The organism is Rhizobium mayense (genome assembly GCF_030272705.1).
Taxonomy (GTDB): Bacteria; Pseudomonadota; Alphaproteobacteria; order Rhizobiales; family Rhizobiaceae; genus Rhizobium; species Rhizobium mayense.
Genome location: NZ_JARFYM010000031.1, coordinates 1 through 25,773 on the forward strand (window position 1 = coordinate 1; position 25,773 = coordinate 25,773).

Consider the following 25,773-nt stretch of genomic DNA (forward strand, 5'->3'; position numbering starts at 1 on the left):
TAATTTGTTCGTCCGTGAAACGGTTGCGCTTCATTCCCTGGTCCTCTCAATGGGCCAGAGCTTACTTCAAAATGGATTATTTCAACGGGGCAAGGTCAAATGTTCCCCCAGCTTTCGTAACGCGCCATCGCTGAATGGGCGGATGATTATAACCATTTCCGGCCGCACCCATCGCTGGGATATCAGACCCCGGCAGACTATGGCTAGCGAGCCCAATAATCTGCGGTTGCGCAAGCCTCGATGCCGACGAGGCAAGGTTTGGTCGCCTTAGAGAATTTGATCATCTCACTGCGCCGAAGGCCGCAGATTTAACAACAGCGCTATCCGCATCCACAACGTGAACATGAAAGCTGTACTTGGCGAGATCAAGACCTATCGTATTGGCAATCATAGTTGTCACTCCCCGCTGAAGAAGGGCCAATCATACCCCGGTCGAGCCGGAGCGGGGCCGTCTTCTCCATCAACGGGTCGGATGCGCGATGAACTGCTAAACGAAAGCCTGTTCTTTGGCCTCGATCATGCCCGCAGCGTGCGGGAGCCATCGCCGCAACCGGCTCCAACGCTGCGCAGTGAAAGCCTCGCGTTTCCAACGGTTGCTCACACCGCGCCGCTTGGCGTATTCAAAACCGCTGGGGCTCTAGTCGCCGCTGGATGAAAGTTCCATGGCAGGTCAGTTCACGGAGAACGAGTGGATACGATGGTTGCTCCTCAGCGCACGCGTGCTCATGCAGGTCACGATGGCGGCCGCGAACGGCCGAGAATCAATCAGGTGGCTGGCGTGAAGATCCTCGAAAAGTGGCGGCGCCGATAGCCGCTTTCGCGGCGTACAGCGCACGGTCAGCTCTTGTGAATAAGGCAGTCGGCGTCTCCCCTTCCGTGAAGGCAAATCCAATGGAGGCGCCGACCCGAAAAACGTGTCCGGAGCAATTCATCGGTTCTTGTGCCGCAGCGCTCAGACGCTCGGCGATGCCTTCGATTTTTTGCAGGCGCGTAGCTGGGCCAAAGAGCACGGCGAACTCGTCACCGCCAATACGGGCAATGAGCTCGGCGGATTGGCACACCACCGAGAGCCGGCGGGCAAACTCGACCAGACACTCGTCCCCAATGGCGTGCCCGAGAGTATCGTTGACGCTCTTGAAGCCATCGAGGTCGATGAGCATCAATGCGCCACCCGGTCCCCCGGGTTCACAGATTTCGGCAAGCCGGTTTTGAAACTGAGTGCGATTGGCAAGGCCGGTCATCGCATCGTGTTCAGCGCGATACCGCATTCCTTCGAGCAGCTTCCTTTCCTCGGTAATGTCCTGCTTGATACCGAAGAGACGGATCGGCTCGCCATTTCGGCACTCGACCGCTGCTGATATTCTAATCCATCGCTTCCCGACCCCAGGGGGCCGGATCTCGGCTTCCAGCGCGAAGCCGGAACCCGTCTCGATGGCATTGCTGCGGACCCTTTGCAGGCGATCGAGCGATTCTTCCGAATAGCTCTTCAAAACTTCGCTGCGCGCGACTTCGCTGCCGCGCTGAAGGCCGAATAGGTCATAGCTCCCATTGCTCCAGGTCAATTGTTCGCTGGGTAGTTGGCATTGCCAAACGCCCATGCGAGCCGCAGCAGAGGCCCGCTCGAAAATCTCAGCCTGAACGAGATCGGCCTCAAGCCGGCGGATGAGGCTGGTTTGATGCTCGATTTGCTGACGCAATTGCCAAATGGTCCGAGCGTGCAATGGGCTCATCAAAGCGGAGCGTAGACGACCTAGTAGGGAATAAAGCGCAGACTCCGGTGGACGAACCCCATCGCAACCGAGTTGAACGGCACCAGTGACCGTTTCATCTGCCGGATTCCCCATCTATGCCACCCATATTCTTTATAATATCTGTTTCTGGATGACCTTCATCCCGGAAATATTAAGCGCAGGGATGTTGTCATCACATTGTTAAAGACATTGCACAGAGCATCCGAGAGCACGTCAATTAGTCCATTCCGTTTGAGACGCGGTGTGAAAATCATGGGGTGATTTCACCGACCCGCGGATCATCCCAGCGGGTGATGATTTTAGAACTGTCGATACAGCCCACGCGAATATCGACGATCGACTGAAAGGCGGGCCATAAGTGCCACTGGTCGACAGCGAGTTTCATCAATTTGCGCAGCGCAGGCTTCAGAGCGGTTTCGATTGCAACCCTTTCGGGAACGCCATACTCGCTTTTTCGTTCTGCCATCGTTTCTCGCCCGGGGTCGGCCTATGACTGCCAATCTAGCACGCGCTTATTCGAGCTTTCCATTGAATAGTGGTTATTAATGAAGGAACGTTGAAAGAAAGCACTCGATTCTTCGCGGGATAGCTCGTTTATATCTGTCAATTCGGAAAATCGCAGCCGATTAAGCCGACAGCTCCGGACGACAAGGGCGCATGGATTTCCGCATCGACCGCAAAAGGATGCAGGCTGAAACGGCTCTACATTCCATCATCCCCAATTCGCTGCAAATCAAGCCGCCGATGTGATTTTGATGTATTTTGTCCTATCGGCAACGGCCCCGATACAGGAGATCATCATGACCGCTCCGCATCCTTCCAAAACCCACATCGGCAATCACGAACTGCATCCCGAAACACAGATGCTGAATTACGGCTATGATCCCGAACTCTCCGAAGGGGCAGTCAAGCCGCCGGTATTTCTCACGTCCACCTTCGTGTTCAAGACGGCCGAGGACGGCCGTGACTTCTTCGATTATGTTTCCGGCCGCCGCGAGCCACCTGCGGGAAAGGGGGCAGGGCTCGTCTATTCGCGCTTCAACCATCCAAATAGCGAGATTGTCGAAGACAGGCTCGCCGTCTACGAACGGACCGAAAGCGGCGTGGTGTTTTCTTCGGGCATGTCGGCAATTGCCACGACCTTGCTTACCTTCGTCCGGCCGGGAGATGCGATCCTGCATTCGCAGCCGCTCTATGGGGGAACGGAAACATTGCTGGCCAAGACCTTCCTCAACCTCGGCGTCGCCGCCGTTGGGTTTGCCGATGGAGTGAATGAAGGCTCGGTGCAGGAGGCGTCGGAAGAGGCAATGGCCAAGGGCCGTATCTCCGTCATCTTGATCGAGACACCTGCCAATCCAACCAACAGCCTGGTCGATATCGCGATGATCCGACGGGTGGCGGATGCAATCGGCGCAAAACAGGGACATATGCCAATCATCGTCTGCGACAACACACTGCTCGGACCAGTGTTCCAGCGGCCGATCGAGTACGGGGCCGATATCTCGCTCTATTCACTGACAAAATATGTCGGCGGCCATTCCGATCTGATCGCGGGCGCCGTTCTCGGTCGTAGATCGCTAATAAAGTAGATCAAGGCCCTTCGCGGCGCGATCGGCACTCAGCTTGACCCGCATTCCTGCTGGATGCTCGGCCGTTCGCTGGAGACGCTGCAAATCAGGATGGAGCGGGCAAACAACAACGGCCGTGCCGTCGCCGATTTTCTGCGTAATCACCCGAAGGTCGAGAAGGTCCACTACCTGCCCTATAACGATCCGGAATCACCTACCGGCCGGACTTTCGTCGCGCAATGCACCGGCGCCGGCTCCACTTTCTCCTTCGACATTCGCGGCGGTCAGCCCGCCTCCTTCAAATTTCTGAATGCGCTTCAAGTCTTCAAGCTTGCGGTCAGCCTTGGAGGGACGGAATCGCTCGCGAGCCATCCGGCCACGATGACACATTCCGGCGTTCCGGCCGATGTCCGCCAACGCATTGGCGTTCTGGAATCGACCATTCGCCTTTCGATTGGCATCGAGCATCCGGACGACTTGATCGCCGACTTGGAGCTGGCGCTGCAGGCTGCCTGACACCAGCGCAGCGCCAGTCTCTGTGGTCAGCAGGTCCTAGTCGGTGTGGGTCTGCGTCCCAGATCCGGCGACGCCGGGTCGCGTAGGGACGCTCCGCCTGCTCCAAAAGGGCTGATCTGGCCATCGCGTTTCCAATGCGTACCAGGCGGCCAAGTGAGCACGGTAAGCATCGACGACCCGAGCCATCGTTTGTGCGTAGTGTGCGAAAGCATCCGTGTCGCCGGCCAAGTCTCTTCTCAAGGCGCGAGCGGCCATGAGCCCTGAATAAAGCGCGTTGAGCAGGCCTTGCGAAGACAGTGGGTCGCACGCTAACGCAGCGTCACCCACCGCCAGCCAGCCGGGGCCGGCGGCGGCTTCCATCCAACTGCTATGCGCCGCGCAGTATCCGGCGTTGCCGACAGGCTGGAATCCCACTGTTGACAAAAGAGAGGCCAGATCGGTTTGCCTGCGAGCGCGGGCCAGCAAGCGTTCAGCTCCAGCCAACTCCTTCGCGACGGGCAAATCCGAATCGGTGTGGAAGGCCAGTACTCTTCGACCGTTCGGCAGGGGTGCGGTGTACCACCAGCCGTCCCGCTCGGCGATGGTGACGGTGACGCCGAGATCCCCCGATGACACGCCGTGACACCAAAGACAGGCGAGGCGATCGCCCGCTCGGTGGTGGTGTCCTAGCATTCTGGCCAAGGGCGCGGTGCGGCCGCCGGCATCGACCAGGAACCTACATCTGACGGTCAGACGACCGCTATGCCGGAGCAGCGTCAGTTGCCATCCATCGGCGGTCGAAATCAACTCCGTTGCCCGGGCCGGTGCTACCAAAGCCGCGCCCCGTTCGCTGGCGCTCCGGCGCAGCCAAGCGTCAAAAACGAGCGCGATCCAGATGCCATCCCGGTCCATCAGGATCGCGGATGCTGTCAGTCCATATCGTTTGCGGCCTGCCCCAAACACTGCGGGTCCCGTAGCGGGGGGCGTGGCCTTGGTTCTGGAAGTCCTGCCACAATCCCATATCCTGTAGCAGCCGACGGGCGGCGGCCGGAAGAGATTCCCCGATGCGGGCTACGGATGGCACCCTGTCATCCGCTTCGGCTCGCTCGACCAGAAGCGTTCGGTGAAACGGGGCGAGCAGCAGGGCAGTGGCCGCCCCGGCTGGCCCAGCCCCGACCACTACCACATCGGCAGTCAAATCCATCGTCACGGCGGTCTCGACCGCTTAGCGATGCAGCGATCGGGGCAGGCGGCGCACCTTGTCAATGGTGGACAGATCGGTAATGCCAGCGTCGTCGACAGCCGTCCTCTTCAGCAGCATGGCGCCACCGATAGGTTCATGGCGATCCTGCACCTCCATGACCGTGGGGAAGTCGCCACCCGAAGGACCCGGTCGGCTTTCCACCACGCCCAGATGATCAAAGTGTGCGATCATGTTGTTGATCTGGGTGACATAGGAGGCCTTAAGGTCCAGGGGCGCGTCCCAGTCGGCGCGGCGAGCGAAAGCGGCTTGCCGCTCCGCCAAGGGACGCTCAACATCCATGACGATATCGTAATCCTGACGAGACAGCACCTGGTTGGGAACCCGCGCCGGCCAGAAGGTCGGCACGTAGGGATCGTAGGCCTTTTCGTAGCCAGATCGGCAGCTAGCGGTGTCGCACTGCCAAGGCACGGCCATCCATCGGCTGATGCCGCCAGGTATCTGCGGGCCCAAGCAACCGTTGGGTGCCGACGCCGTGGCATAGGTTAGCGTCATCCCATAGTCGGGTTCTATCCATCCAACTGGGGCATGAGCGAAGCGGAACGGCGCGCGATACATGGTCAGTTCCCGCACGGGCCAGGTCATCTCGCAACCGGGATGGAAGGCATCGGCCAAGCAGAAATCCAGTGCTGCCTTGGTCAAGCTGTCGCCTTGTGCAGCCACCGGCACGTCCTCGATCCGGCGCGGGATCGGTCGGGCAGGGTCATAATCGGCATCGAAGTCACCGGCGGCCCATTGCTGCAATTGAGACAATTGCAGGTTTGTCAGGCTACTGTTCTGGCGCGGGGATAGGGCCGACGGCACATTCATGGCGTCGCCATAGAGCCAGGGCCAGGGCACTGGCGACCAGCTGTCGACCGTGTCGTTCCGTTCCAGACTGCCGGTTCGGAATTGGTTGGCGATAACCTTGCGCCATTCAGCGTTCACCGGATCGGGCGCCGCCAGTCGGGCGACAGTGGCTGGAGTAAGATCGAACAGGCCTTTCCAGCCGAAACCCGCAGCGAATCCCTCGTTTACCCATTGCAGACCGGCCAATCGCTCGAAGATCGGCAGGATATCGTTGGTAAAGGACGGGCGCTTGGGCTTGGTCAGCCAGTGATTCTGTACCGCAAGATCGCGCATCAGATCCCACATCGTGCGAACGGACTTACGGCACGGGCCATAATTGGGAGGAGCAATCACCACCCAGGCTGGTTCCACCGGCAGCGCCTTCCCGGCCAACTTCACCCCAGCCGTAACAGGCCCATCGGCAACGTCGTCATACCATGTGTCGTTGTTGGCAAAAGTCACTGCGATGGCGTCTGTATAGGACGCAGACATGCCATGCCCGCCCAGAACTAGCAACCGCCCGGCCTCGTCCGTTAGGACCGATCCGAGATAGACGGGAATACCCATGAAGGCGCCATCGTCGAACCGCTGTTCGGGCTGGCTTCCTCCGGAAATGGAACGTGGTGCAGGAGTGATTGCCAGCGCCTTGCGATCAGCAATTAGGGGATTGCGCAAGGTGGTCGGTGTCGAGCCCGGCGCCGACGCTTCAGGAATATCTAGTGCCAGTTGAAAACCGTACCAGGCAGCCTTTGTGTTTGCCAGTTGCACGGTCCATGCGATGTCGGCTTCCGCGTCGGTCAACTCCCGAACGATCGATCCCGCGGCATTCAGACCGTAGACGCGGAAACATGCCGCTTGGCGCTTCAATGCGCCGGTGCTGTCACGATACGAACCTGGGGGAAGTGGTAGAGGATCTGGCACCTCAGGCCCTATATACCACTCGGTCAAGCTATTTCCGACACGCGCAATGCCGATGGATGGATAAATTGCGGCCTTGACGATGACCTCGTCCAGCGCCCCATTGTCCGCAGCAACCTTCTCCATTGGTCGTTCCCCCGGTTTGCAACCGATGTTGCCTGTGAATTAGACAGCCGCATCGGTGACGAGTATGATAGATTAAAATACATCTCAGAGTTTGCATTTTAAATTGATCGCCACTGAGATCTTTTGTCCCGGTTACCTACATCAAAAATTTCAGCCGCTTCTTGGCAGCATGAAGAGCACCTAAGGCGCCCTCGCAATCCTCGGATGTTTGCGGAGCGAGTGGATTTCCGCTCCAGTCTACGATCAAGATATCGCGCGCAACGCTCGTTCCTTCCCTCTGCGCGGCATAGGTCCCGATGATCTGTGGCAGTACTGCGAGAAGGTTGCGGGGGGAATATATCCATTTTTCGTTGTCGATCTGGATGGTTTGGCCGAGGCGCTCGATTGCGGAAATATGCACCATTTCGCCGATCGGCTCGGCGTGTCTGTCTCGTGATACCTCAACTTGTCGTCGGAGCAATGACCCGAGCGGATAGTTCGAAATTGCACGAAGCGCCTGCGGATAAATCCTGTAATAGGATTTGCGCGGTTCGTGTTGGCGAGCAAGCGACCAGTCTTTGGTGACGGAATTTGGTGCGCCAGCATCGCAAGGAAAATCTTTAAAGTGGTGTTTGAGCCGCCGGATCATCCAGTCCAGCGTGATGTCGTCGAGAGCTTGCGGATAGTCGGCGGCGCGTCGTTCTTCTGGAACATAGCCGCCGCCAATGTCGCCATGAGCACCGGAGAACCACACCTGCTCGGTGACGCTTTTGAAATTCTTGAATCTTGGCTTCCGCCAAACCGTTGCTTCAAAGGGTTTGCGGTGTTCATCGATCGCAACTGCGTGCAGGTTGACCTTCGTGATCGAGGACAGATCGACATTGTGAAAGGCGAAGCGATCACGATTTGCTAGGAAGAATGGATCCAAGGGAACACCGAGCGCACCCACCGTGTCGAACACGCCGACGCAATCAACGCTGAATTTATCATGATCATGGGTGTATTGGTTGAGTTCACACCAAGTCCCCGGCAGGCGGTCATTCGGGTCGGTGCGGTAATAGCCCCAGGCGATCGGCTCCAGCTTGTCTGTGCAGTGCTCGGGTTTCAACAGACCAGCGGCCCCGAGATAGCCAACCAGGGACCGGGCGGTATAGGCACCGCGTGAAAACCCAAAGATGAAAATGCTGTCGCCGGGCGTGAAATGAAAGGACAGAAATTTGTATGCGCGGCGGACCTTAAGAGCGAGCCCATCGCCAAACGCGCCACCGCGAAGGCGGTCATGCGCGCTGGTGCCGACACCTCGCTCATAGTAGACAATGTTTTCCTGCCCATCACTGGTGAAGCCCTTCACCAATTTGGCATCGGTTGAACCGGCTCGCCCGGCCGGGGAGGGGGAGCTCGATGCGGCCGAGCCGACGGTCTCTGCAATGATTGTTTGGAGGCGCACGATATTCGTGTCGTTCGCCCCGACATCCTCGTCGTTCCAGGTGCCGTCAAGTAGCAGGATGATGCGTTTCGTTGCCATCGGCATCGCCTCTCAGCCAGGACTTTTATATGCAGACGTCGACCTAGCGATTTCGCTCCGCCATCGGGCGGCAGCCAACGCTAGGATTTGAAGAACATATTGACCAAATCGCCGGGCAGCGTCTGATCGCCCCTTGCAGCTTTCTCCGCCGTGAAGAACGACTTCAGACTTTCGCGAGCGCCGGGTTCGCGTATGGCACGCGATAGCGCGGCCCTCAGCTGCTCCGTGCGAAGATTGGCATTATCCGGACTGCCGCTCATCAAGTGGTTATACAGGATCCTTGCGATGAGAGCGTTCAGCCCAGGGTCCTCTCGGTCACTTTCCGTCAGTTGCCAGCGATCAATCGCCGAGACGAGGAACTGGAGCTCCTTCGGATCCTTCACCTGCACCGAGTTTGCCAGTATGGCGCTAAGCGATTGGGCACTGGTCAAGCCACTGCCGCCGGCGAGCATGCCAAGCGTTTGCGTTAAGGCGGCGGTGAGGTAGAGCCGGGTAATCAGGTATATGCCCAGAAATGCCAGCGCGAAGAAATAGACAAGCAGCAGGATCACCGGCCCATAGATTTGGCCTTTGTCGGTCCAAAGATATTCCGCGAATCCCTTTACAGACCGAATAATCGTCCCAATCTGTACGAGGGTCGCGCCAATCAGGAGCGTGGTAAGCCAATCCGATATGCGCTCCAGATTGGTGTTGGCAGCCAACATGGCATTCGTCTTGTCGGCTACGCTGCCGTCTGCGGCCGCACCCGCGACCGCCGCCCTTGCAGCGGGGTCGAGCGTTCTGGGAATGCCGAAGATGAAGCCCGCGACGCTTCCCGCTGCCGCGGCGGCGGCAGCCACGAGCAAATAGAGGCCGAAAAACTGGATAAAGGTGGTGTTTGATGAGGCCGGTAGGTTGTAAGCCGCGAGAAAAGCCACCGCTACCCCGAAAAGACCGAAGAGGCAGGTGATAGCTCCAATCTGGTAGGATGCATCATTGATCCTCCTCTCGCCGTCTTTAAGTTCCTGTACCGCGTGGCCGTTTCGCCGCCGCAAGTTATAATGCACAAGCGCGATACCTCCGCTGCAAACGACCAAAGCGCCCACAAGCGGCCAAACTGGCGGACCTGTCGCCGTGCTATCCGCACCGGCCGCCAGCCTGGGCCAAAAGAGCCCGAGCCCAAGGAGAATGCAGAATTCCTTCCGGAAATATCGATTTGGACAATTGCCATGGCGCATTTGCAGCTCGCTCGTTCGTTCTGCCCTTTGCTAGAGGGTCACCACCCCATCGTTTGTGAGCTGCTTCAAGATGACCGCAGCGCCGGGTTGCTTCGAAACGGCATCGTTGCTCCAGACGCCGTCGCCGATGTACTTTCCTTTCTTGTAGTAATTGGAATAGCTCCAGAGATAAGCGGTCGCATGTTTCTTGCGCCGTGGGCCCATGCCATTGAATTTTTCGAACAGGTATAGGATTCGGCTCAAGCTCCAATCCGATTGATCGGTGTAGCCCTCGTAGGCAAGAGCGTCCCGAGCGCTTTCTTCCCAGCTGAAGTTCGAGCGGTCCGGTGCCGGGCGTCCTTTGGGTACGTGGAAGGTGGGCGCAGTCAGAGGGTCGCCGTTGTGAAGATGCGTCTTGAAAACGCCAACGTCCCCCGATGCCTCCATTGCATGAAGCAGGGCGACAAAGAACCAAGGCATGTTTTCGCCAGGTTTGCCCTTCAACGTTGTGATGAATGATTCGTACCGTGGGCGGTTGTTCGCAATGCGCCGCGCCAGTTCGCTAATTTCTTCCCTTTTGTCTTGAACGACGCAGGTCGCGAAGAGGCGCTGATACTCGTTCTTGATATTGCCGTAGCTTGTCGAGTCCATCACTATCGCGCCAAAGTCGTCTGTCTGAAGAGCCATGGGCGTACTTGTGTGGTTATCGCTGGCCGAACCGCCGTTTGGGTTGCCGTCGAGTGATTGTGTCTCGTCAGGCCAGTACGGGAGGCCCAATGCCGCGCCGGTTTGAGGACCGACTTCGCCATCGGCAACGAGGCCCGTTGCGGCTTGGAAGGAATACACGGCTGCCTCAGTCGCGGGACCGAAAAGGCCGTCCACTTTTCCTGGATCGCACCCTTTATCTTTCAAGGCAATCTGTAGTTCCACGACATGGTCGTCGAAGATCGGCTCCTGTTGCTGCCTTAGGATCAATACTGTCGCAGCGCCGTTCTCAGCATCGCTGTTATTAGCTAGGCTCTGCGAATAGTCCACGCCGGGGAGAAGAACACCCAAATCCCAGCGTCGCCCTGCTATGGGGCCGATGCGAACCCCATATTGTGCACCTGCCGCCTCGTAGACGCGGCCGTCACCGATTGCTATCGCCACGTGGCCGATGCGCTTGATCGGCGAGTTCACAGGCTTCCTGATCAAAAAAGCGCCGGGAGTACCCGTTGCGACCGATACGGGAACTTGCCGACTGCTCGATTGAGCTTCATTGGCCCAATAACCAGAGTAAGGATCTGCGTGTTCCAAGTCGTTCGAGCCGCAGCCGAAGATGATCCCATAGGTTTGGTAGGCTAGCCATGAGCAATATTCAGCACAATCCCAAGGGCCATGCCAAGAAGCATTCGCCAGGGGAGCATGCGCTCCCAATACATATTTTTCTCCAAGATGATCGGCGGCATTCTTTAGAATTTCATCCCCACCCATAACCCCTCCATAAGCACAAAGGAGTACGCAACCGCAAATTACTTGCAGGTTTGTACATCGTGACAGTAGAGAGGCGCCCCCTGGAAATATTAATGCGGCACTTGATAAGGAAATGCAATCACAAATTTATTAGCTAACGCGAATGTATTGTCTTTGCAGTTATCTCTGGTTTATCAGACCCGCAGCAGAATTCGGTTAGGTTCCTCCCGGTCTAAGTCCGGCCACCGGATTGTTCGACACATAAATCCGGCGGATCGGGGCCATCAATTTAAGCGGGTTCGTGATGTCCTGGCGGACATTCCGCATTGGCCAGCTGAGCCTTTGCGGTCGCCTCGGAGCAGCCGAGGTCAAGCAGACGTCGGTCGCGCGGCACGATCCGATGACCCTTCAGGCCGTGCCCCTTTCCATCGCCAGTTCTGCCTCGAGGCTTTCGGTATCGCGGAAGATCGTGACGACCGCCAGAACCTGGCCGCCACGCTTGAAGCGCAGGAGACAGTCCTTCGCGGCAATGTCCCCCTCGAGGTCGATTGCATCCCATCCCTCGGCATGGCCGACATAGTTGATCGGAATGTCGTAATGCTGGCTCCAGAAGAATGGCACATCCGTGAACTTTACCCGGCGTCCGAGCATGTTGAGCGCCGCGGTCGCACCTTGCCTTTGCGCCACCACCCAGTGCTCCACCCTGATGTTCGCGCCGCTGCGGGGGTCGGGCCACCGGGCGATATCGCCGGCCGCATATATCCCTGGCACGCTGGTCTCGAGATAGGCATCGACCAGGACGCCCCGATCGGTGGTGAGACCGGCTGCCTCTGCGAGATCGACCCGTGGCCGCACGCCGATGCCGGCAACAATCAAGTCGGCGGCCAGCGTGCTGCCGCTTTTCAGTACGACCTGGTCCGAGCCGATGCTCGTCGCGGTTTCGCCAAGATGGAAGACGACGCCATTTTCCTCGTGCAGCCTGCGGATGAAGTCGCCCATTTTGGGGCCAAGCACTCGCTCCATCGGTCGTTCCTCAGGTGCCACTACATGCACTTCGACACCGCGGGTCCGAAGGGACGCGGCAACCTCGAGGCCGATGAAGCTGGCGCCGAGCACGACAGCGCACCGCGCTGCGCCAATTTGCGCGATAATCCTGCGGCTGTCGGCAAGCGAGCGCAGTGTGTGGACATGAGGCTGATCAGCGCCGGGTATAGTCAAACGCAGCGGTTCGGCGCCGGTCGCGAGCAGCAATTTGTCGAAGGCGACCTGTTCCCCACCGGCGAGCACGACCTCACGGGCACGGACATCGATGCCGGCGACCTTGGTTCCGAGACGCAGTTCGATGTTGTTCTTGGCATAAAAGGCTTCGCTGCGCAGCGGGATCCAGTCTTCGGGAGCCTTGCCCGCGAGATAGTCCTTCGAAAGGTTGGGGCGGTCGACGGGCGGCGCGTCGTCGTCGCTGATCATGACGATGGCGCCCTGATATTGTTCACGCCGCAATCTTTCTGCCGCGGCAAAACCGGCCGCGCCACCGCCGATGAGAACGATCCTTTCAGGAGATGGCCCGGCATTGCTTTCGCGCGCGGCCGGCGAGGGCTTTTTGCGCTTCTCGCCGACAAAAATCTTTCCATCGCGCTGCTCGACCGACCAGCAAGCGAGCGGTGATAGCGCCGGCGCGCGCAGGGCCTCTCCGGTGCGCAGGTCGAAGCAGGCGTGATGCCAGGGACAGCGGACGGTGTCGTCGGCGACGAGGCCGTCGATCAGCGGCCCGCCATAGTGCGAACACTTGGCGCCGACCGCGAATATCTCTGCTCCGCGACGCACCAGGAGCACGGGCTCGCCGTCGCGATGACCGACCAGCTTGCCGCCATCGGGAAGATCGGTGAGCGCAATGCCGAGGGCCAGATCTGGTCCGTTCGAGTTTGAATTGCTACCGGCCATTTTCTCCTCCGAAGGACACGCTGCCGGGATCGCCCCTTGCGATGTACGGTTACCCGCCAGGCAGCTTTTCTTGAGTTTTCCGCTATTTCGGCTCTTAGGCAAATGAATTCAGTGCGCGGCGGAGTGGAATTTACCTGATGAAGTCAGATGCGAGTTGCTTTCAGAAGACAGATAAACGGCGTCGATTTCTGGTCTGAGGAGGGCAGGGGATGTCGCCAGAGCATGTGGATGCGGTCAATGTGCACGGTCACTTTGACGAGTAAACCCCTCTGGAGGACCCGCGATGTCGATGCTCAGAAGCTGTCGGCATAATAGCATCAGGCGGCGGAGCGAACTCCTGCCGCCTGACACTCACCTTAAGCTGCCAGTTCGTCGGCTGGGCCGAAGAACTCGTAGTGGATCCTGTCCTTGGGAACACCCGCCCTGGCAAGTCCATTCACGAACACCGCGAGAAACGGCTTTGGTCCGCAGAGATAGATGTCGGCATCTCTGAGCGGCGTGTTCTCAGCAAGCCAGTCGAGGGTCACAAAGCCTTCCTGGTCGTAGTGAACGCCCTTCCGATCGTCGGAACGCGGCGTGCGATAGAAGATCGTGGACCTCATGCCGTCGCGGCCGAAGGTCAGCTTGCGGACATGATCACCCATCGCATGGACCTTGCCGTCCTCCGCACCGTGAACGTAGTAAACATTCGCAGCGCTCTCTTTTGCCGCTATGTCTTCGAGCATGCTTACCATTGGTGTCAGGCCGACTCCGCCGCTCAGCAAGACCACCGGTCGCGACGTATCCTCCTTGAGGAAGAAATCGCCCGCCGGCGGCGCCACCTCAAGCACATCACCGACGGCCACTTGGTCATGCAGGTAGTTCGAAATCAGGCCCGAGGGCTCGCGCTTGACGGAAATTCTGTATGTCTCACCGTTCGGCGCGGAGGAAATACTGTAGTTGCGGCGGTACTCACCCTTTCCTGGTACCTCGATCCGGAATGTCAGATACTGACCTGGGCGATGGCGGATGACCGGACCGTTATCTTCCGGCTTTAGGACGAAGGAGGTGATGATGTCGCTCTCAAGACGCTTCTCTGCGACGCGGAAGCGGCGCCAGCCGGACCACCCGCCCTCAGCAGAGCCCAGCTCGTCGTAGACCTGCTTTTCCCTGCCGATGAGGATATCCGCCAGGAACCAGTAGGCCTCGCCCCAGGCGGCGAGCACTTCGTCGGTCGCAGCCTCGCCCAGAACCTGTTTGATGGCGGCGAGCAGCGCATTGGCGACATGCGGATAATGGTGCTCCTGGATCTGAAGGCCCACGTGCTTTTGCGCTATGCGCTCAACCGCCGGCCCGAGCACGCCGAGGTTGTCGATATTTTGCGCATAGGCGAGGATCGCCTGTGCCAAGGCCTTCGTCTGCCGGCCGCCTTCGCCCTGGTTGGACTGGTTGAAGAGGTTGCGAACCTCCTCGTCCTTGAAAAGCAGGACATACATGGCGGCGGTGATATCCGTGCCACGGGCCGCAAGGGCAGGTACGGTGGCCTGCACGATTGCCTTGGTTGCCGCGCTCAATTCTTTGGCCATTTCGGATCTCCATGATTTCGATGATAGCGGGATCGATTTATGGCCTTAAACATTCATCTACAATATATCTTTTAGTTGCTAGGCTGTTCTGTGCGGTTCTGTCACAGGCGGGTGCAGTGAAAACGGGGTGGCATACGGGACGACTTGGGGGCTCGCGTAGGGGGCTGATAGTCGCGATCTGGCCGGTGTTAGAGCAGATCCTGTTCAATCCGGGTCATATCCGGCAGCCCTGAAGTAGTTGGCGCATTCTGGAGGAGTGAAGCGGGGTATCAAAGCACCGACTGCGTCCCACAAGGCATCGATCTTCCTCTCGGCCCTGCCGCGCAACATGGCCTTCAGTTTCGAGAATGCGTTTTCGATGGGATTGAAGTTGGGGCTATAGGGCGGGGGGAACATGAGCTTGGCACCGACACGCTCGATGGCATCGCGCACACCGGATGTTTTGTGGGCCGGTAGGTTGTCCATCACCACAACGTCACCGGCCTGAAGGGTCGGCAACAACACCTGCTCGACGTAGGCCAGAAAGACGTTACCGTTCATGGCGCCATCGTAGACAAACGGTGCGGTCATTCCGGTGAGGCGCAACGCTCCGGTAAAGGTCGTTGTTTTCCAATGGCCATGCGGCACACCGGCTCGGCAACGGTCGCCTCGAAGTGCACGTCCGCGCAGACGTGCCATCTTCGTCGAAAGGCCGGTTTCGTCTATGAAGATGAGTTTGTCCGGATCGAGGTCGAGCTGACCATCGAACCAGACGCGCCGGCGCTTCAGGACATCCGGCCGGTCTTGCTCCAGTGCATGTGCGGACTTTTTTTAAACGTCCATCCGCGGCCTCGCAGCCAGGCACCGAGCGCGCTCCGGCTAATCCTCAATTGCCGTTCAATGGACAAGCGCCCGACCATTTCATCGAGCGTAATATCTTTGCGCTCTTCGATCAGCTCAACAACGAATGCCTCGTGCGCATCCAGCGCAGACGGTCGTCTCCAACCTTGCGGCCGCGACGTCGGTTCACCGTCTTTCGCTCTTGCGATCCACCGTATTGCCGTCGAAATCCCAACTCCGAACCGAGCTGCGGCCTGCCGCGCCGACATGCCCGACGCAGACGCCTTCAATACGCGTAACCGAAGATCATCGCTCAGTGCCTGTGCCATCATCCACCTTTTCGCTGTGGATGTTGAATCAGATACGGCTCGCTACGTCACCTCACAATCGATTCATCGATCGCAGGACCTGCTCTAGCCGTCGGAAACGCCAGTTTAGCGGGCGGGAATTGTCCCGGCCTCGAGACCGGCTGGATCCTGTCGCCGCTTGTTTGCCGCCGGTAGTGAGAGGCCGGCGGCTTAGTCATGGCAAACGGAGAGGGCTGCAGACGCCCAGCAGCAGATAATGGGTTTGATCCGGCTTGTACGATCACATCCACGATCACCAGGCTGAGCCTGAACAATCACATCGCGACGCGCTCGCCATCAAGTATTGGATGAAATCTGCCTTGCCGCGTCCTGCAGATGCTGAAAAACCAGATACCTCTTTTTGTGAAGATCGCGAATCTTATCTCCGTGCGGGCGGTATATGGTGGAGAGACGCGACATCGATGTCATGGCTTCCAGCAGCGTCTCATACTGTCCCGCCGCCGTTGCGCCGAGCATGGCAGCACCCAGTAGGACCGGCTCCTCGGTATCGGCAATGGCCACAGGAAGGTTTGTTGTGTCCGCCAGCAACTGGCGGACCAAATTGCTTTGCGCGGCACCACCGCTTGCAACGATCGTATCGACCGCTATGCCGTCTCGCGAGAGCGTTTCCAGAAGCTGCCTGAGACCGTAGCCGATGCCACACAATCCGGCGATGTAAAGTGAAATCAGGCTGGGAATATCCGTTTCCAGGCCTAGTCCGGCGATGACCGCTCGCGCATTCGGATCGGCATGAGGCGACCGGTTGCCCAGGAATTCGGGCACCACATTAACGGAACCGGCGAGCTCCACCGCCTGTCCGAGACTCGGGGACAATCTCGTTGCCTGACGATCGAGCCAGGCGACAAGGGGCAGACCCTCGGCATCCGCGGCGTCGCGTGCGGCAGCTGAGGCTGGATGCATCGTCACAAGATGGTCAATCGCCGCTCCTGCCGCCGACTGGCCGCCTTCCGTCAGCCATAGATCCGGGACCATCGATGAATAATATGGCCCCCACACCCCCTTCACGAAGATCGGTCGGGCGCTCGACGCCATCGAGCATGCCGACGTACCGAAGATATAGGCTAGCCTCGTTTGGACGTCGCTTTGCCCTTTCTCGTCAGAACAGCCGAGCGTGCCTATGCCGCCGGCATGGGCATCGATCAGGCCCGCACCGACGGGCGTGCCGGCGACGAGCCCGAGCTCTCCGGCCGCCTTTTCCGTCAAGCCGTTGGCTAAGGGGGTACCCGGCTCGACGATATCGTTTCCAATCCGGACGAAGCCTTCGTCCGCGAGTTCTTCAAGACCGATCGCGCTGAAATAGGAGGCATCCCAACGTCTTACGTGCGCCAGATAGGTCCATTTGCAGGTGACGGTGCAGATGGAGCGGGCAAGCGATGCCGTCGCTCGCCAGCCGAGATAGTCTGCAAGATCGAAGAAATGTCCCGCATCGGCAAAGGACTGGCGCAGATTGCGCTTCAGCCAGAGCAGTTTCGGGCTTTCCATTTCCGGCGAGATGGTCCCGCCGACAAAGCGAAGCACATCATGCGTGCCCCGATTGATTTCGGCGGCTTCGCCGATGGCGCGATGGTCCATCCAGACGATGATGTTGCGCGCCGGGTCGCCCGAGGGGCCGACGGCGACAGGTGCGCCCTCAGGCGAAACCACAACGAGCGAGCATGTTGCATCGAAGCCGAGCCCGGCAATATCCGATACTGAGATGCTGGCCTTCGCGACGGCTTCGCGGACGCTCTCGCAAACCGCTTGCCAGATCTGCTCGCTGGATTGTTCGACGATATTGCCCGGCTCATGCCAGATGGCAATCTGGCGCTTCGCCGATGCCAGGAGGTGGCCGCCCTTGTCGAACACGCCTGCGCGGGCACTTCCCGTTCCAACATCGACGCCGATGAAAAACGCGCTCATGGTCAGAGATCCGTACTGAGGGGCAAGATCACAAGGTCGCGGATGGTGACATTGCGTGGCCGCGATAGCATGAACATAACGGCCTCGGCCACCTCCGTCGCCTCCATCAAGCCGCCGGCTGCGATCGCGTCATCGAGCTTCGCCTGAGGCCAATCGCTGATCAAGGCCGTGATGACGGGTCCCGGCGCGACGGCCCCCACGCGGATACCGTGCTTGGCGACTTGACGCCTGACGGTATGCACGAAGGCTTGGACAGCGTGTTTGGATGCGGTATAGATCGGTTCCCATACGACCGGTACCAGTCCCGCGATCGAGCTCGTCATGATGATGTCGCCGGTTTTCCGTTCCACCATATGCGGCAGGACAGCCTGCACGGATCGGAACGCGGCGTTGATATTGAGATTGAGCATGCGATCCCATGCGTCCGGATCGCCATCGACGACCTCACCGCCAATATAGGCACCGGCGTTGGCATGGAAAATGTCCAGCTTTCCAAACTGCGCCAGGATTTGCGGCATCATCGTCGATACGCTGGCGGGATCGGTCAGATCGATCGTCAGAGGGAAGGCGCTCGGGCCCAGCTCTTCACTTAATGCCGCAAGCGTATCGGCGGCTCGATCGATCAGAGCCACGCTGGCGCCCTCGCGCAGCAGGGAGCGGGCGCATTCGAGACCAATGCCCGAGGCAGCGCCGGTGACGGCTGCAACCTTTCCAGAGAACTCCTGTTTCATGTCTTTCCTTTGCTTCAATTGATGTCACGCAATGCGTGGTTATGGCTTGAGCCAACCTCCCAGGAGCGCGGAGCGGAATGCCCGCCCTGTCCTGTTTGGCGATCATTGGAAAAGATGGGCAGCACCGGGATCGAAAAGGAATTCGGCGTGGTCGCCGAATGCGAGCTCGACGTCGACAGGGATGGAAGCGACCACGCGCTCGCCGCCGCTCGTCTCGACCGCCACGATCGTTTCGGTTCCCAGCCGTTCGACCAGTCCAATCTTGCCGCCAACACCGGCTTCGCCATTGGCTGCCTTTCCCGGCTTCAGATATTGCGGGCGAATTGCGAGCCATGCAGCACTGCCTGCCGAAAAGCCCTTGCTGCGCACCGCGACCGGCGCGATGGCATCGGACGCGACGGTCGCCACATCACCGTCGACCGATTGAACGGCAACCTTGAGAAAGTTCATCTTCGGAGCGCCGATGAAGCCGGCTACGAACTTGTTCACCGGATTTTTGTAAAGCTCCATCGGCGAGCCGACCTGTTGCACCAGGCCACCGTCAAGAACGACGATTTTGTCCGCCAGCGTCATCGCCTCGATCTGGTCATGTGTGACGTAGATCATTGTTGCGCCGAGTTCCCGATGCAGTTTGGCAAGCTCCATGCGCATGTCCACGCGGAGCGCTGCATCGAGATTCGAAAGCGGCTCGTCGAAAAGGAAGACGCCGGGCTTGCGAACGATCGCACGGCCAATGGCCACACGTTGCCTTTGGCCGCCCGACAACTGGCTGGGCTTGCGATCAAGCAGATGCTCCATTTTGAGGATTCGCGCCGCTTCACGCACCCGCACGTCGAGTTCGGCTTTCGGTGTCTTGTTGAGCGAAAGGCCGAAACCCATGTTCTCATAAACGCTCATATGCGGATAAAGCGCATATGATTGAAAGACCATGGCGATCTCGCGCTCGCGGGGCTGCAACTCGTTGCAGAGCCGACCGCCGATGAACAGCTTGCCATCAGATATGTCCTCAAGCCCGGCGATCATCCTGAGAAGGGTGGACTTGCCGCAACCGGAAGGGCCGACAAAGACCACAAATTCGCCGTCCTTCACCTCCAGGTCGACGCCTTTGATGACGTCGACCGCGCCAAAGCTTTTCTTGAGCCCGGTCAGGCTTAAACTTGCCATGCTACCTCGCTTTTATTCCGGACAGGATGCTGTCGGCCGGCTATGCCGAGGACGTCAGCATCCAGTCTGCCTCTTGATCCCAACCGCGTCTCAGGCGTCTTCCAGGTCCCGCGCGCGCTCGGTGCTGTCTTTTGTGCGCAGATAGGCGCCCTTGGCGATCAGCTGGCGGCGAAGTTCCTTGACGTCGATATCGGCTGGCGCACGATTGCCGCGCACCGAGATCTTGGCCGCCCGCCCGGCCGCCTCGCCCATCGCCATGCAGGTCGCCATCACACGGATAGCGCCCATCGCCTCGTGTGTGGTGGAGATTGCTCTTCCCGCGACGATCAGGTTTTTCACCTTGGTCGGGATCAGCGAACGATAGGGAATGTCATAGCAGTCGCCGCACCAGATCAGCGTGCAGCCATCGTCAGCGGGGCGGTGGATATCGATTGGATAGCTTGCAACGGCAATGGCGTCGTCGAAATGGCGGCAGTCGAGGACATCTTCCTGCGTCATGACATATTCGCCGATGATGCGGCGCGTCTCTCGAATGCCGAGGAAGGGAGCCGTCTTGGTGAAATAGGCCTTTTCGAAACCGGGGACGTAGTTGATGAGATAGGTGACGATGTCGTCGATCTGCGCACGCGCCTCGATTTCGCCCATGGTGAGGCTGGCGGCCTCAGTGCCGTCGACGCCCTTGACGCGGGTCATGTTGATCCAGACCTCGCCCGCTTTCAGTCCGGTGATGATGATGGTGCGTTCGTTTGGTATCGTCAGGCCCATCTCCGCCTGGGCCTTGGCGATCTGTTCGCGCAGGCCGACGATGATGAACTGGTTGTTTTGGCCGAAATATTCCGCCGGGATAAAATCGGTCAGATAGGTGCGCGCCTGCGGTGGCTGGTTGGCAATGCTGAGGCGCAGCTTTTCGGTGTCGACGCCGGCCAGGCAGAACATCAGGGTCGGCGGTTGCATACCGCCGTTTTCATTGCCCTTTTCGCACGGCACGCCGGCACGATAGGCAACGTCTGCATCCCCGGTGCAATCGATGACGACCTTGCCGAGGATTGCGCCGCGGCCGCTCTTGCTTTCGGTGATGACGCCCCGGATCGTGTCGCCATCCATGACCACGCCGGCGCAGAACGTATAGAACAGCACCTCGACACCTGCCTCAGTCAGCATCTCGAGCCCAACGGTCTTCACCGCTTCCGGCTCGACGAGCGTGATACCCATGTGCAGGGGGCATGGGCGGTGTTCGCTGGCGGCATTGCGGACTTTCAGTCGGTCGATGAATTTTTGCGGCAGGCCTTCGATGATCTGGTTGCCCTTCTGTCCGAGGAAGCCGAGCACCGGCAGGCCAATGGTCATGTTGCCCCCGACGAAGCTGCGGCTTTCGATCAAGCCCACTCGAAGGCCGTCTTCGGCAGCGGCAAGCGCTGAAGTCAGGCCGGACGGTCCGCCGCCAATGACGAGCACGTCGTACTCGGCCATGACGGGGGTCGCCCGCGCGGGCTCCTGGATCGATCGGGTGGTGGTATTCAGCATTGTCCTGGTCTTTCTCGTGATGGACCCGTGAGGTCCGCATCAATCATGGCGATATCGCTCGTCCGGGCTCTGAGCCCGGACGAGCGTCGGATTTCAGGCTTGGAGCAGCGGCTTCACGCGCGTGCTGATCGAGGCAACCGCATCCTTGACCTCTTTGCGGCCGAGAACCGCGAGCTGGACTTCCTCGAGGAAGATCGATTGTGCGCGGGCCGCTTCGGGGAAGGGCGGGAAGGCGCCGCGGGCATTTTTCAAGACAGCGGCCGCGACATTTGCGACCGGATCGCTGGCTGCGAAAGATTGATCCGCATAAGTCGAGACGCGAACCGGGCCATTGCCGTTTTTCGCCATGCCGAGCGTGACGCGCTTGCTGGACAGTTCCTTGATAAACTTCCAGGACAGTTCCTTGTCACGGGAGTTCGCGGGGATGACCATGCCCCATGCCTCGACGATCGAGGACATCGGGATCTTGCCCTTGAGTTCGGCGGAGACAGGGAATTCGATCGCCTTGATCTTGCCGGGGAATTTGCTCTGTTCCTTGTTGTTGAGCTGTGCGAAGCGGGCGAAAGGAAGAACGGTAAAGGCGGCGCGGCCCTGTTGCAGCCAGGTCACCTGGTCATCATTCTTGGTGGTCGCATAGCTGCGCGGCAATGCGCCGCTTTCGAACATTTTGCGAAGAACTGTCAGACCCTTTTCCATCGCGTCGGGATTGGGCAGCAGCTCGAACTTCGCATTGATGAAATCACCGCCGAAAGCGCGAGCAAACATGACGGGGAAGACGGCCAGATCGCTTGCCAGCACCATGCCAGCGACCGGCGTGCCGGCTTTCGAGGTGAAGGTCAGCTTGTGGGCCTGTTCCACCAGTTCTTCCAGAGTGGTCGGTGGCGCAGAAATACCCTGTTCTTCGAGAAGGGCCTCGTTGTAGAACAGGCCCTGCGTCGCATGGCGGACCGGAATGCCGATGAGCTTGCCATCGACGGTCATGCCCTGCACGAGGCCGGGGGCAATATCGCCGAAATCCTCGATCCCGTCCTTTTTCATGTAGTCGTCGAGCGGCTCGAACATTGCGGCAACCTGTTTGGTTGCGCGGTTGTCGATGATGTAGCCGACGTTGAAGTCCGTCGTCTTGAGACTGGCCTCGCGGAAGAGGCGATCCTGCAACGGATTGGAATCGAACGTCGTCCAAACGATGTCTGCGTCGTTGGCGGATCGCCAATCCTTTATAAGATCGCCATCGCCCGTGCCGAGTACGGTCTGGTGCACCTTGTGACTGAGAACATTAAGTGTCTTGCCCGCCGCAAAGGAGGGCCTGGTGGTGAGCATGGCTGCGCCGCCTATGGCGGCTGCCCCTAGGAAGCCGCGTCTGGTGATATGCGTAGGTTTGTTGTCTGTCATAATTTTCCTCCCTTTCAGACAGAATTAGCCTTTGGTCGCGCCGGCGGTCAGGCCGGCCACGAGATACCGGTTCATAAAGACGACGAAGAGCAGCACTGGAATGAGCTGAACGGTCGATGCGGCAAACAGCACGCCCCAGTCGACGCCATCGATCGAGCCGATCATTTCCGAAATCACAAGCGGGGCGGTCTTGGCTCGAGTGGCGGTGAAGATGAAGGCGAACAGGAACTCGTTCCAGGCGAACACCACCACGAAAACGGCAACAGCCAGAATGCCCGGCGCCGCAAGCGGCACAATGACCCGCCGAAGGATCGTAAGACGCCCCGCACCATCGATCTGCGCAGCTTCGTCCAGCTCCCTTGGAATCTGATCGATGAAGGTTCGCATCAGGACGGTGCCGAGCGACACGAAGAAGGTCGCGTCAAGCACCATCAGAACAATATGCGTGTCGTTCAGACCAATCGCATTGATGATTGGAAAGAGCGGCAGGGTGACGACGATCGGCGGAATGAGACGGACAATGATCAGGAACATCACGCTCGCATCGAGCATCCGGCTGCTGTAGCGCGAATAGACATAGCCGGCTGCCGTGCTGGCGGTGATCGCGATGATCGTGGCTCCGGCGGTGATGATGGTGCTGTTCAGCAGGCCGTCGAAGAAAGTGCCCCAATTGTTCCAGAGTTCGACGTAATGCAGAACCGTTGGCGAAAAGACGAATTTCGGCGGTACCGCGAAAATGTCCTGCCCCGGCTTGAAGGACGATAGGACGATGAAGGCGATCGGGAACAGCGACCAGGCGAGGACTGCTGCGACGGCGATCGCTTTCCCTATTCCGATGGCGAGCTTTTCAATGCGCATTGCCGGCCACCTTCTTGCGAAGAAGGAAGACATATCCCGCCGCGAGGATGAGTGAGGCGAGAACCATGATCCAGGCGGTGGCCGCTGCCGTGCCGAAAGCGTTGAAGCTGAATGCTTCCTGATAGAGATAGACCGCAACCACTTCCGTCGAGCGGGCAGGGCCGCCCTGGGTCAGCAACCAGACCTCGGAAAAGATGCGGAAAGCAAAGATGTAGCGGAAGAGCAGTGCCACGACGATTGCCGGTCCCAGCAGCGGCATGGTTACCCGGCGGAAGGCGTCGAAGGGGCTCGCGCCGTCGATTCGTGCGGCCTCATAGAGGTCTTTCGGGATCGCCAGCCGTGCTGCGTAAAGAATGATGAAGGTGAAGGGCAGATGCAGCCAGATGGTCAGAAGACCGATCATGATCAATGCATGCGACGGCTCGAAGGACCAGTCGAGCATCGGCAGCCCGAGCCATGTCAGCATGGCGGTCACAGGGCCGATATCTGGATCGAAGAGAAAGCGCCACATGGCGACCGCGATGACTTCGCTGACCGCATACGGCGCCAACACGCAGACGAGCAGGATGCGCCGGCATGGCAGGCCGCTCGCAAAAAGGAGCGCTATTCCCAATCCCAACGCCAATTCGAGATGAACGGCGAAAACGACGATGAGCACCGTGTTTCCAAGCGCGACTAGGAAGGCTGGATCGCTCAACACCTTGAAATAATTGTCGAGGCCGACGAACGTCGCCGACTGGCCGAAACTCGAGGCGTTGAGGCTCAGCCACACGACGTAGAGCGACGGAATGACGATGACGCTCAGGGTCAGTATTTGCACCGGTGCGAGAAAAGGTATCGCCTCGGTGATCTTATTCATGCGCAAAATGAAGCTCCTCCCATGCGAGCATGTTTTGCCGGCGCCATTTCGGCACCTAATGGATTCGGTTGGGCCTCTCTTTGGCCGCGTTGTCTATGGTCTCTCCCGGCTGCTCCTCCGCCGGCTTGAGACCTTCCCCTCGCGATGGATCGGCAAGTCTGCGGGTTGATTCTCTGACCTTAAGGCTTGTGTTGAGAATGCTGGGGTGCGGTTCGGAGACATCGCCTCCGATGCGGATCTGCAGGCGCTCCCATGCAAGGCGTGCGATTTCGTCGACGGGCTGGCGAATGGCCGTCAACGCCGTCTTACGGGCGCTCATCCAGGTGTAATCGTCGAAGCCGATGATCGAGACCTGCTCGGGAATATCGACACGCTGCCTTGCGAGGGCGGTCAGCGCCGCAAGTGTCGTGACATTCGTCAGTGCGAAGACGGCCGATGGCAACGGGTGACGTTCCAGCCAATGTGCGAAAATTTCAGCGCCGCGCTCTGCGTTTGATCCAAGCTCGATTGCGGTGGGCTCGCGACCTGACATTTTGTGAATGATGGACACGGCACCGCGGACGCGTTCGCGGATCGGCGCGATGTCGAGACTCGATGCTGCGAGCACGATGTCCTTGTGCCCCATCTCGACAAGATAGCGCCCGGCAATCTCGCCCGCTTCGAAATTGTCGATCGTCACGGTATCGGCCACGGCAGATTGGGTGATGACGCGGTCGACCAGAACAGTTGGGATATGAGCCACTTCGCGCGCGAGCACCGCCGGCACGATATCCGAACACGGGACGGCAATAATGCCGGAAGGCCGCCAGCCCAACAGCGTTTGAAGCCGCGACTCCTCAAGCTGTTTGTCGTCGCGAGAGCTGGCCACGATGACGTCGTAACTGTCCTTCAACGCCATGACTTCGATACGGGAAATGAGCGAGGTGAAGAACGTATCGTCGAGATCCGGCACGAGCACCCCAACCACCCGCGCCTTGCCGGACTTCAATTGCGAGGCTGCGCGATCGATCTGGAAAGAGAGCTCTTTTGCGGCCTTCTCGACCCTTTTCTTCAGCTCGTCGTTTACCGGCTTGCGGCCGCTGAAGACATTCGAGACGGTCGCAATGGAAACTCCGGCGCGCTTGGCCACTTCCGTCAATGTCGCTCGCTTACGCGTCACCGCATCCTCGCTGTTAAACGTTTTACAGTTAAACGTTTAACAGCTTTTGGACTTTCCACAAGAGGCAAATTGCCTTTACCCTTCAAAATCTGGATCTATATGTCGGAAGTGGCTCGTGAGCGGATTTGGGCCGAATGGATTGATCGGCCACAGCACTGGATGGACACCTATCACAAAGGCGGCCACCAGGTGTTTCTGGAGCGCTTCTGGCTCGATCACGTCAGCAGATGGCAGGATTTATTGCCCGGCCAAATTGTCTCTTGGAAATCGCATGTGCGGCAGGCGCTTTATGACGATGAAAGTGGGGACGGCTCGATCCCGGATGGAGCTCGGGTCGTGATCTTTCACGGCAAGCCGCGTCCTTGGGATATCGGGTGGTAGCGCGGCCTTCTTCT

At 59.0% G+C, this 25,773-nt stretch carries 20 protein-coding genes and 4 pseudogenes; 4 read left to right on the forward strand and 20 right to left on the reverse strand.

Features of this window, described 5'->3' with window-relative positions; genetic code table 11:
- Positions 1–123: 123 nt before the first annotated feature.
- A pseudogene (locus PY649_RS26895) lies at positions 124–201 on the forward strand (integrase core domain-containing protein); the annotation flags it as partial.
- 5 nt (positions 202–206) lie between these two features.
- Here the strand turns inward: PY649_RS26895 and PY649_RS35200 are convergent.
- Positions 207–391, reverse strand: a pseudogene (locus PY649_RS35200) (IS110 family transposase); the annotation flags it as partial.
- Positions 392–466: 75 nt separating this feature from the next.
- On the opposite strand from PY649_RS35200, the pseudogene PY649_RS26900 reads away from it, so the two are divergent.
- Positions 467–655, forward strand: a pseudogene (locus PY649_RS26900) (IS3 family transposase); the annotation flags it as partial.
- 106 nt (positions 656–761) lie between these two features.
- Here the strand turns inward: PY649_RS26900 and PY649_RS26905 are convergent.
- Together PY649_RS26905 and PY649_RS26910 are read right to left on the reverse strand one after the other, a co-directional pair.
- Positions 762–1,697: a diguanylate cyclase domain-containing protein gene (locus PY649_RS26905; RefSeq protein WP_285871924.1), complete on the reverse strand. Its 936-nt coding sequence runs from the start codon at positions 1,695–1,697 to the stop codon at positions 762–764.
- A 304-nt stretch (positions 1,698–2,001) separates the two neighbouring features.
- A complete protein-coding gene (locus tag PY649_RS26910; protein WP_285871925.1) occupies positions 2,002–2,217 on the reverse strand; it encodes a hypothetical protein in 216 nt (71 codons plus the stop codon).
- A gap of 334 nt (positions 2,218–2,551) precedes the next feature.
- On the opposite strand from PY649_RS26910, the pseudogene PY649_RS26915 reads away from it, so the two are divergent.
- A pseudogene (locus PY649_RS26915) lies at positions 2,552–3,835 on the forward strand (cystathionine gamma-synthase family protein).
- A gap of 36 nt (positions 3,836–3,871) precedes the next feature.
- On the opposite strand, the gene PY649_RS26920 reads toward PY649_RS26915, so the two are convergent.
- The 17 genes from PY649_RS26920 to PY649_RS26995 all read right to left on the reverse strand — a co-directional run bounded on the left by PY649_RS26920 (position 3,872) and on the right by PY649_RS26995 (position 25,378).
- Positions 3,872–4,777: a tryptophan 7-halogenase gene (locus PY649_RS26920; RefSeq protein WP_285871926.1), complete on the reverse strand. Its 906-nt coding sequence runs from the start codon at positions 4,775–4,777 to the stop codon at positions 3,872–3,874.
- Complete coding sequence (locus tag PY649_RS35205; protein ID WP_432761417.1) at positions 4,689–5,018, reverse strand: FAD-dependent monooxygenase; 330 nt, start codon at positions 5,016–5,018, stop codon at positions 4,689–4,691. Before PY649_RS35205 ends, PY649_RS26920 begins: the two co-directional genes overlap by 89 nt.
- Positions 5,019–5,039: 21 nt before the next feature.
- Positions 5,040–6,947 carry a LodA/GoxA family CTQ-dependent oxidase gene (locus tag PY649_RS26925; RefSeq protein WP_285871927.1) on the reverse strand — a complete coding sequence of 636 codons (1,908 nt, stop codon included), beginning with the start codon at positions 6,945–6,947 and terminating at the stop codon, positions 5,040–5,042.
- A gap of 136 nt (positions 6,948–7,083) precedes the next feature.
- Positions 7,084–8,451: a T6SS phospholipase effector Tle1-like catalytic domain-containing protein gene (locus tag PY649_RS26930; RefSeq protein WP_285871928.1), complete on the reverse strand. Its 1,368-nt coding sequence runs from the start codon at positions 8,449–8,451 to the stop codon at positions 7,084–7,086.
- An 80-nt stretch (positions 8,452–8,531) separates the two neighbouring features.
- Complete coding sequence (locus PY649_RS26935) at positions 8,532–9,497, reverse strand: hypothetical protein (RefSeq protein WP_285871929.1); 966 nt, start codon at positions 9,495–9,497, stop codon at positions 8,532–8,534.
- A 201-nt stretch (positions 9,498–9,698) separates the two neighbouring features.
- The gene (locus PY649_RS26940) at positions 9,699–11,120 is read right to left on the reverse strand and encodes a peptidoglycan-binding protein (protein WP_285871930.1); all 1,422 of its coding nucleotides are present in this window, start codon (positions 11,118–11,120) and stop codon (positions 9,699–9,701) included.
- A 387-nt stretch (positions 11,121–11,507) separates the two neighbouring features.
- Positions 11,508–13,040, reverse strand: a complete 1,533-nt coding sequence (locus PY649_RS26945; protein ID WP_285871931.1) for an FAD-dependent oxidoreductase — start codon at positions 13,038–13,040, stop codon at positions 11,508–11,510.
- Positions 13,041–13,396: 356 nt separating this feature from the next.
- Positions 13,397–14,605 carry an NO-inducible flavohemoprotein gene (hmpA, locus tag PY649_RS26950; RefSeq protein WP_285871932.1) on the reverse strand — a complete coding sequence of 403 codons (1,209 nt, stop codon included), beginning with the start codon at positions 14,603–14,605 and terminating at the stop codon, positions 13,397–13,399.
- Between the two features lie 204 nt (positions 14,606–14,809).
- Positions 14,810–15,753 (reverse strand): IS630 family transposase gene (locus PY649_RS26955; protein ID WP_285871933.1). Its coding sequence is split into 2 segments (ribosomal slippage): positions 14,810–15,417 and positions 15,417–15,753, totalling 945 coding nucleotides; the frame shifts between segments, so codons are not numbered across the junction.
- A 315-nt stretch (positions 15,754–16,068) separates the two neighbouring features.
- Positions 16,069–17,691 carry an FGGY-family carbohydrate kinase gene (locus tag PY649_RS26960; protein WP_285871934.1) on the reverse strand — a complete coding sequence of 541 codons (1,623 nt, stop codon included), beginning with the start codon at positions 17,689–17,691 and terminating at the stop codon, positions 16,069–16,071.
- 2 nt (positions 17,692–17,693) lie between these two features.
- Positions 17,694–18,422, reverse strand: a complete 729-nt coding sequence (locus PY649_RS26965) for an SDR family oxidoreductase (RefSeq protein ID WP_285871935.1) — start codon at positions 18,420–18,422, stop codon at positions 17,694–17,696.
- A gap of 102 nt (positions 18,423–18,524) precedes the next feature.
- A complete protein-coding gene (locus PY649_RS26970) occupies positions 18,525–19,586 on the reverse strand; it encodes an ABC transporter ATP-binding protein (protein WP_285871936.1) in 1,062 nt (353 codons plus the stop codon).
- A gap of 90 nt (positions 19,587–19,676) precedes the next feature.
- Positions 19,677–21,110: an FAD-dependent oxidoreductase gene (locus PY649_RS26975; RefSeq protein WP_285871937.1), complete on the reverse strand. Its 1,434-nt coding sequence runs from the start codon at positions 21,108–21,110 to the stop codon at positions 19,677–19,679.
- A 93-nt stretch (positions 21,111–21,203) separates the two neighbouring features.
- Positions 21,204–22,502, reverse strand: a complete 1,299-nt coding sequence (locus PY649_RS26980; protein ID WP_285871938.1) for an ABC transporter substrate-binding protein — start codon at positions 22,500–22,502, stop codon at positions 21,204–21,206.
- A gap of 24 nt (positions 22,503–22,526) precedes the next feature.
- The gene (locus PY649_RS26985) at positions 22,527–23,360 is read right to left on the reverse strand and encodes a carbohydrate ABC transporter permease (protein WP_285871939.1); all 834 of its coding nucleotides are present in this window, start codon (positions 23,358–23,360) and stop codon (positions 22,527–22,529) included.
- A complete protein-coding gene (locus PY649_RS26990) occupies positions 23,350–24,219 on the reverse strand; it encodes a carbohydrate ABC transporter permease (RefSeq protein WP_285871940.1) in 870 nt (289 codons plus the stop codon). The genes PY649_RS26985 and PY649_RS26990 overlap by 11 nt, the downstream gene beginning before the upstream one ends.
- Positions 24,220–24,274: 55 nt before the next feature.
- The gene (locus PY649_RS26995) at positions 24,275–25,378 is read right to left on the reverse strand and encodes a LacI family DNA-binding transcriptional regulator (protein WP_285871942.1); all 1,104 of its coding nucleotides are present in this window, start codon (positions 25,376–25,378) and stop codon (positions 24,275–24,277) included.
- A 99-nt stretch (positions 25,379–25,477) separates the two neighbouring features.
- On the opposite strand from PY649_RS26995, the gene PY649_RS27000 reads away from it, so the two are divergent.
- Positions 25,478–25,759, forward strand: coding sequence for a hypothetical protein (locus tag PY649_RS27000; protein WP_285871943.1), 282 nt, complete (start codon positions 25,478–25,480; stop codon positions 25,757–25,759).
- Positions 25,760–25,773 lie beyond the last annotated feature (14 nt).

Bases quoted from the DNA above. Each gene is read 5' to 3' on its own strand.
- PY649_RS26940 (WP_285871930.1), bottom strand. From the start codon at position 11,120: ATGGGTGGGGATGAAATTCTAAAGAATGCCGCCGATCATCTTGGAGAA.
- PY649_RS26970 (WP_285871936.1), bottom strand. From the start codon at position 19,586: ATGGCAAGTTTAAGCCTGACCGGGCTCAAGAAAAGCTTTGGCGCGGTC.
- PY649_RS26960 (WP_285871934.1), bottom strand. From the start codon at position 17,691: ATGAGCGCGTTTTTCATCGGCGTCGATGTTGGAACGGGAAGTGCCCGC.
- PY649_RS35205 (WP_432761417.1), bottom strand. From the start codon at position 5,018: ATGGATTTGACTGCCGATGTGGTAGTGGTCGGGGCTGGGCCAGCCGGG.
- PY649_RS26925 (WP_285871927.1), bottom strand. From the start codon at position 6,947: ATGGAGAAGGTTGCTGCGGACAATGGGGCGCTGGACGAGGTCATCGTC.
- PY649_RS26990 (WP_285871940.1), bottom strand. From the start codon at position 24,219: ATGAATAAGATCACCGAGGCGATACCTTTTCTCGCACCGGTGCAAATA.
- PY649_RS26980 (WP_285871938.1), bottom strand. From the start codon at position 22,502: ATGACAGACAACAAACCTACGCATATCACCAGACGCGGCTTCCTAGGG.
- hmpA (WP_285871932.1), bottom strand. From the start codon at position 14,605: ATGGCCAAAGAATTGAGCGCGGCAACCAAGGCAATCGTGCAGGCCACC.
- PY649_RS26945 (WP_285871931.1), bottom strand. From the start codon at position 13,040: ATGGCCGGTAGCAATTCAAACTCGAACGGACCAGATCTGGCCCTCGGC.
- PY649_RS26985 (WP_285871939.1), bottom strand. From the start codon at position 23,360: ATGCGCATTGAAAAGCTCGCCATCGGAATAGGGAAAGCGATCGCCGTC.
- PY649_RS27000 (WP_285871943.1), top strand. From the start codon at position 25,478: ATGTCGGAAGTGGCTCGTGAGCGGATTTGGGCCGAATGGATTGATCGG.
- PY649_RS26930 (WP_285871928.1), bottom strand. From the start codon at position 8,451: ATGGCAACGAAACGCATCATCCTGCTACTTGACGGCACCTGGAACGAC.
- PY649_RS26975 (WP_285871937.1), bottom strand. From the start codon at position 21,110: ATGCTGAATACCACCACCCGATCGATCCAGGAGCCCGCGCGGGCGACC.
- PY649_RS26965 (WP_285871935.1), bottom strand. From the start codon at position 18,422: ATGAAACAGGAGTTCTCTGGAAAGGTTGCAGCCGTCACCGGCGCTGCC.
- PY649_RS26910 (WP_285871925.1), bottom strand. From the start codon at position 2,217: ATGGCAGAACGAAAAAGCGAGTATGGCGTTCCCGAAAGGGTTGCAATC.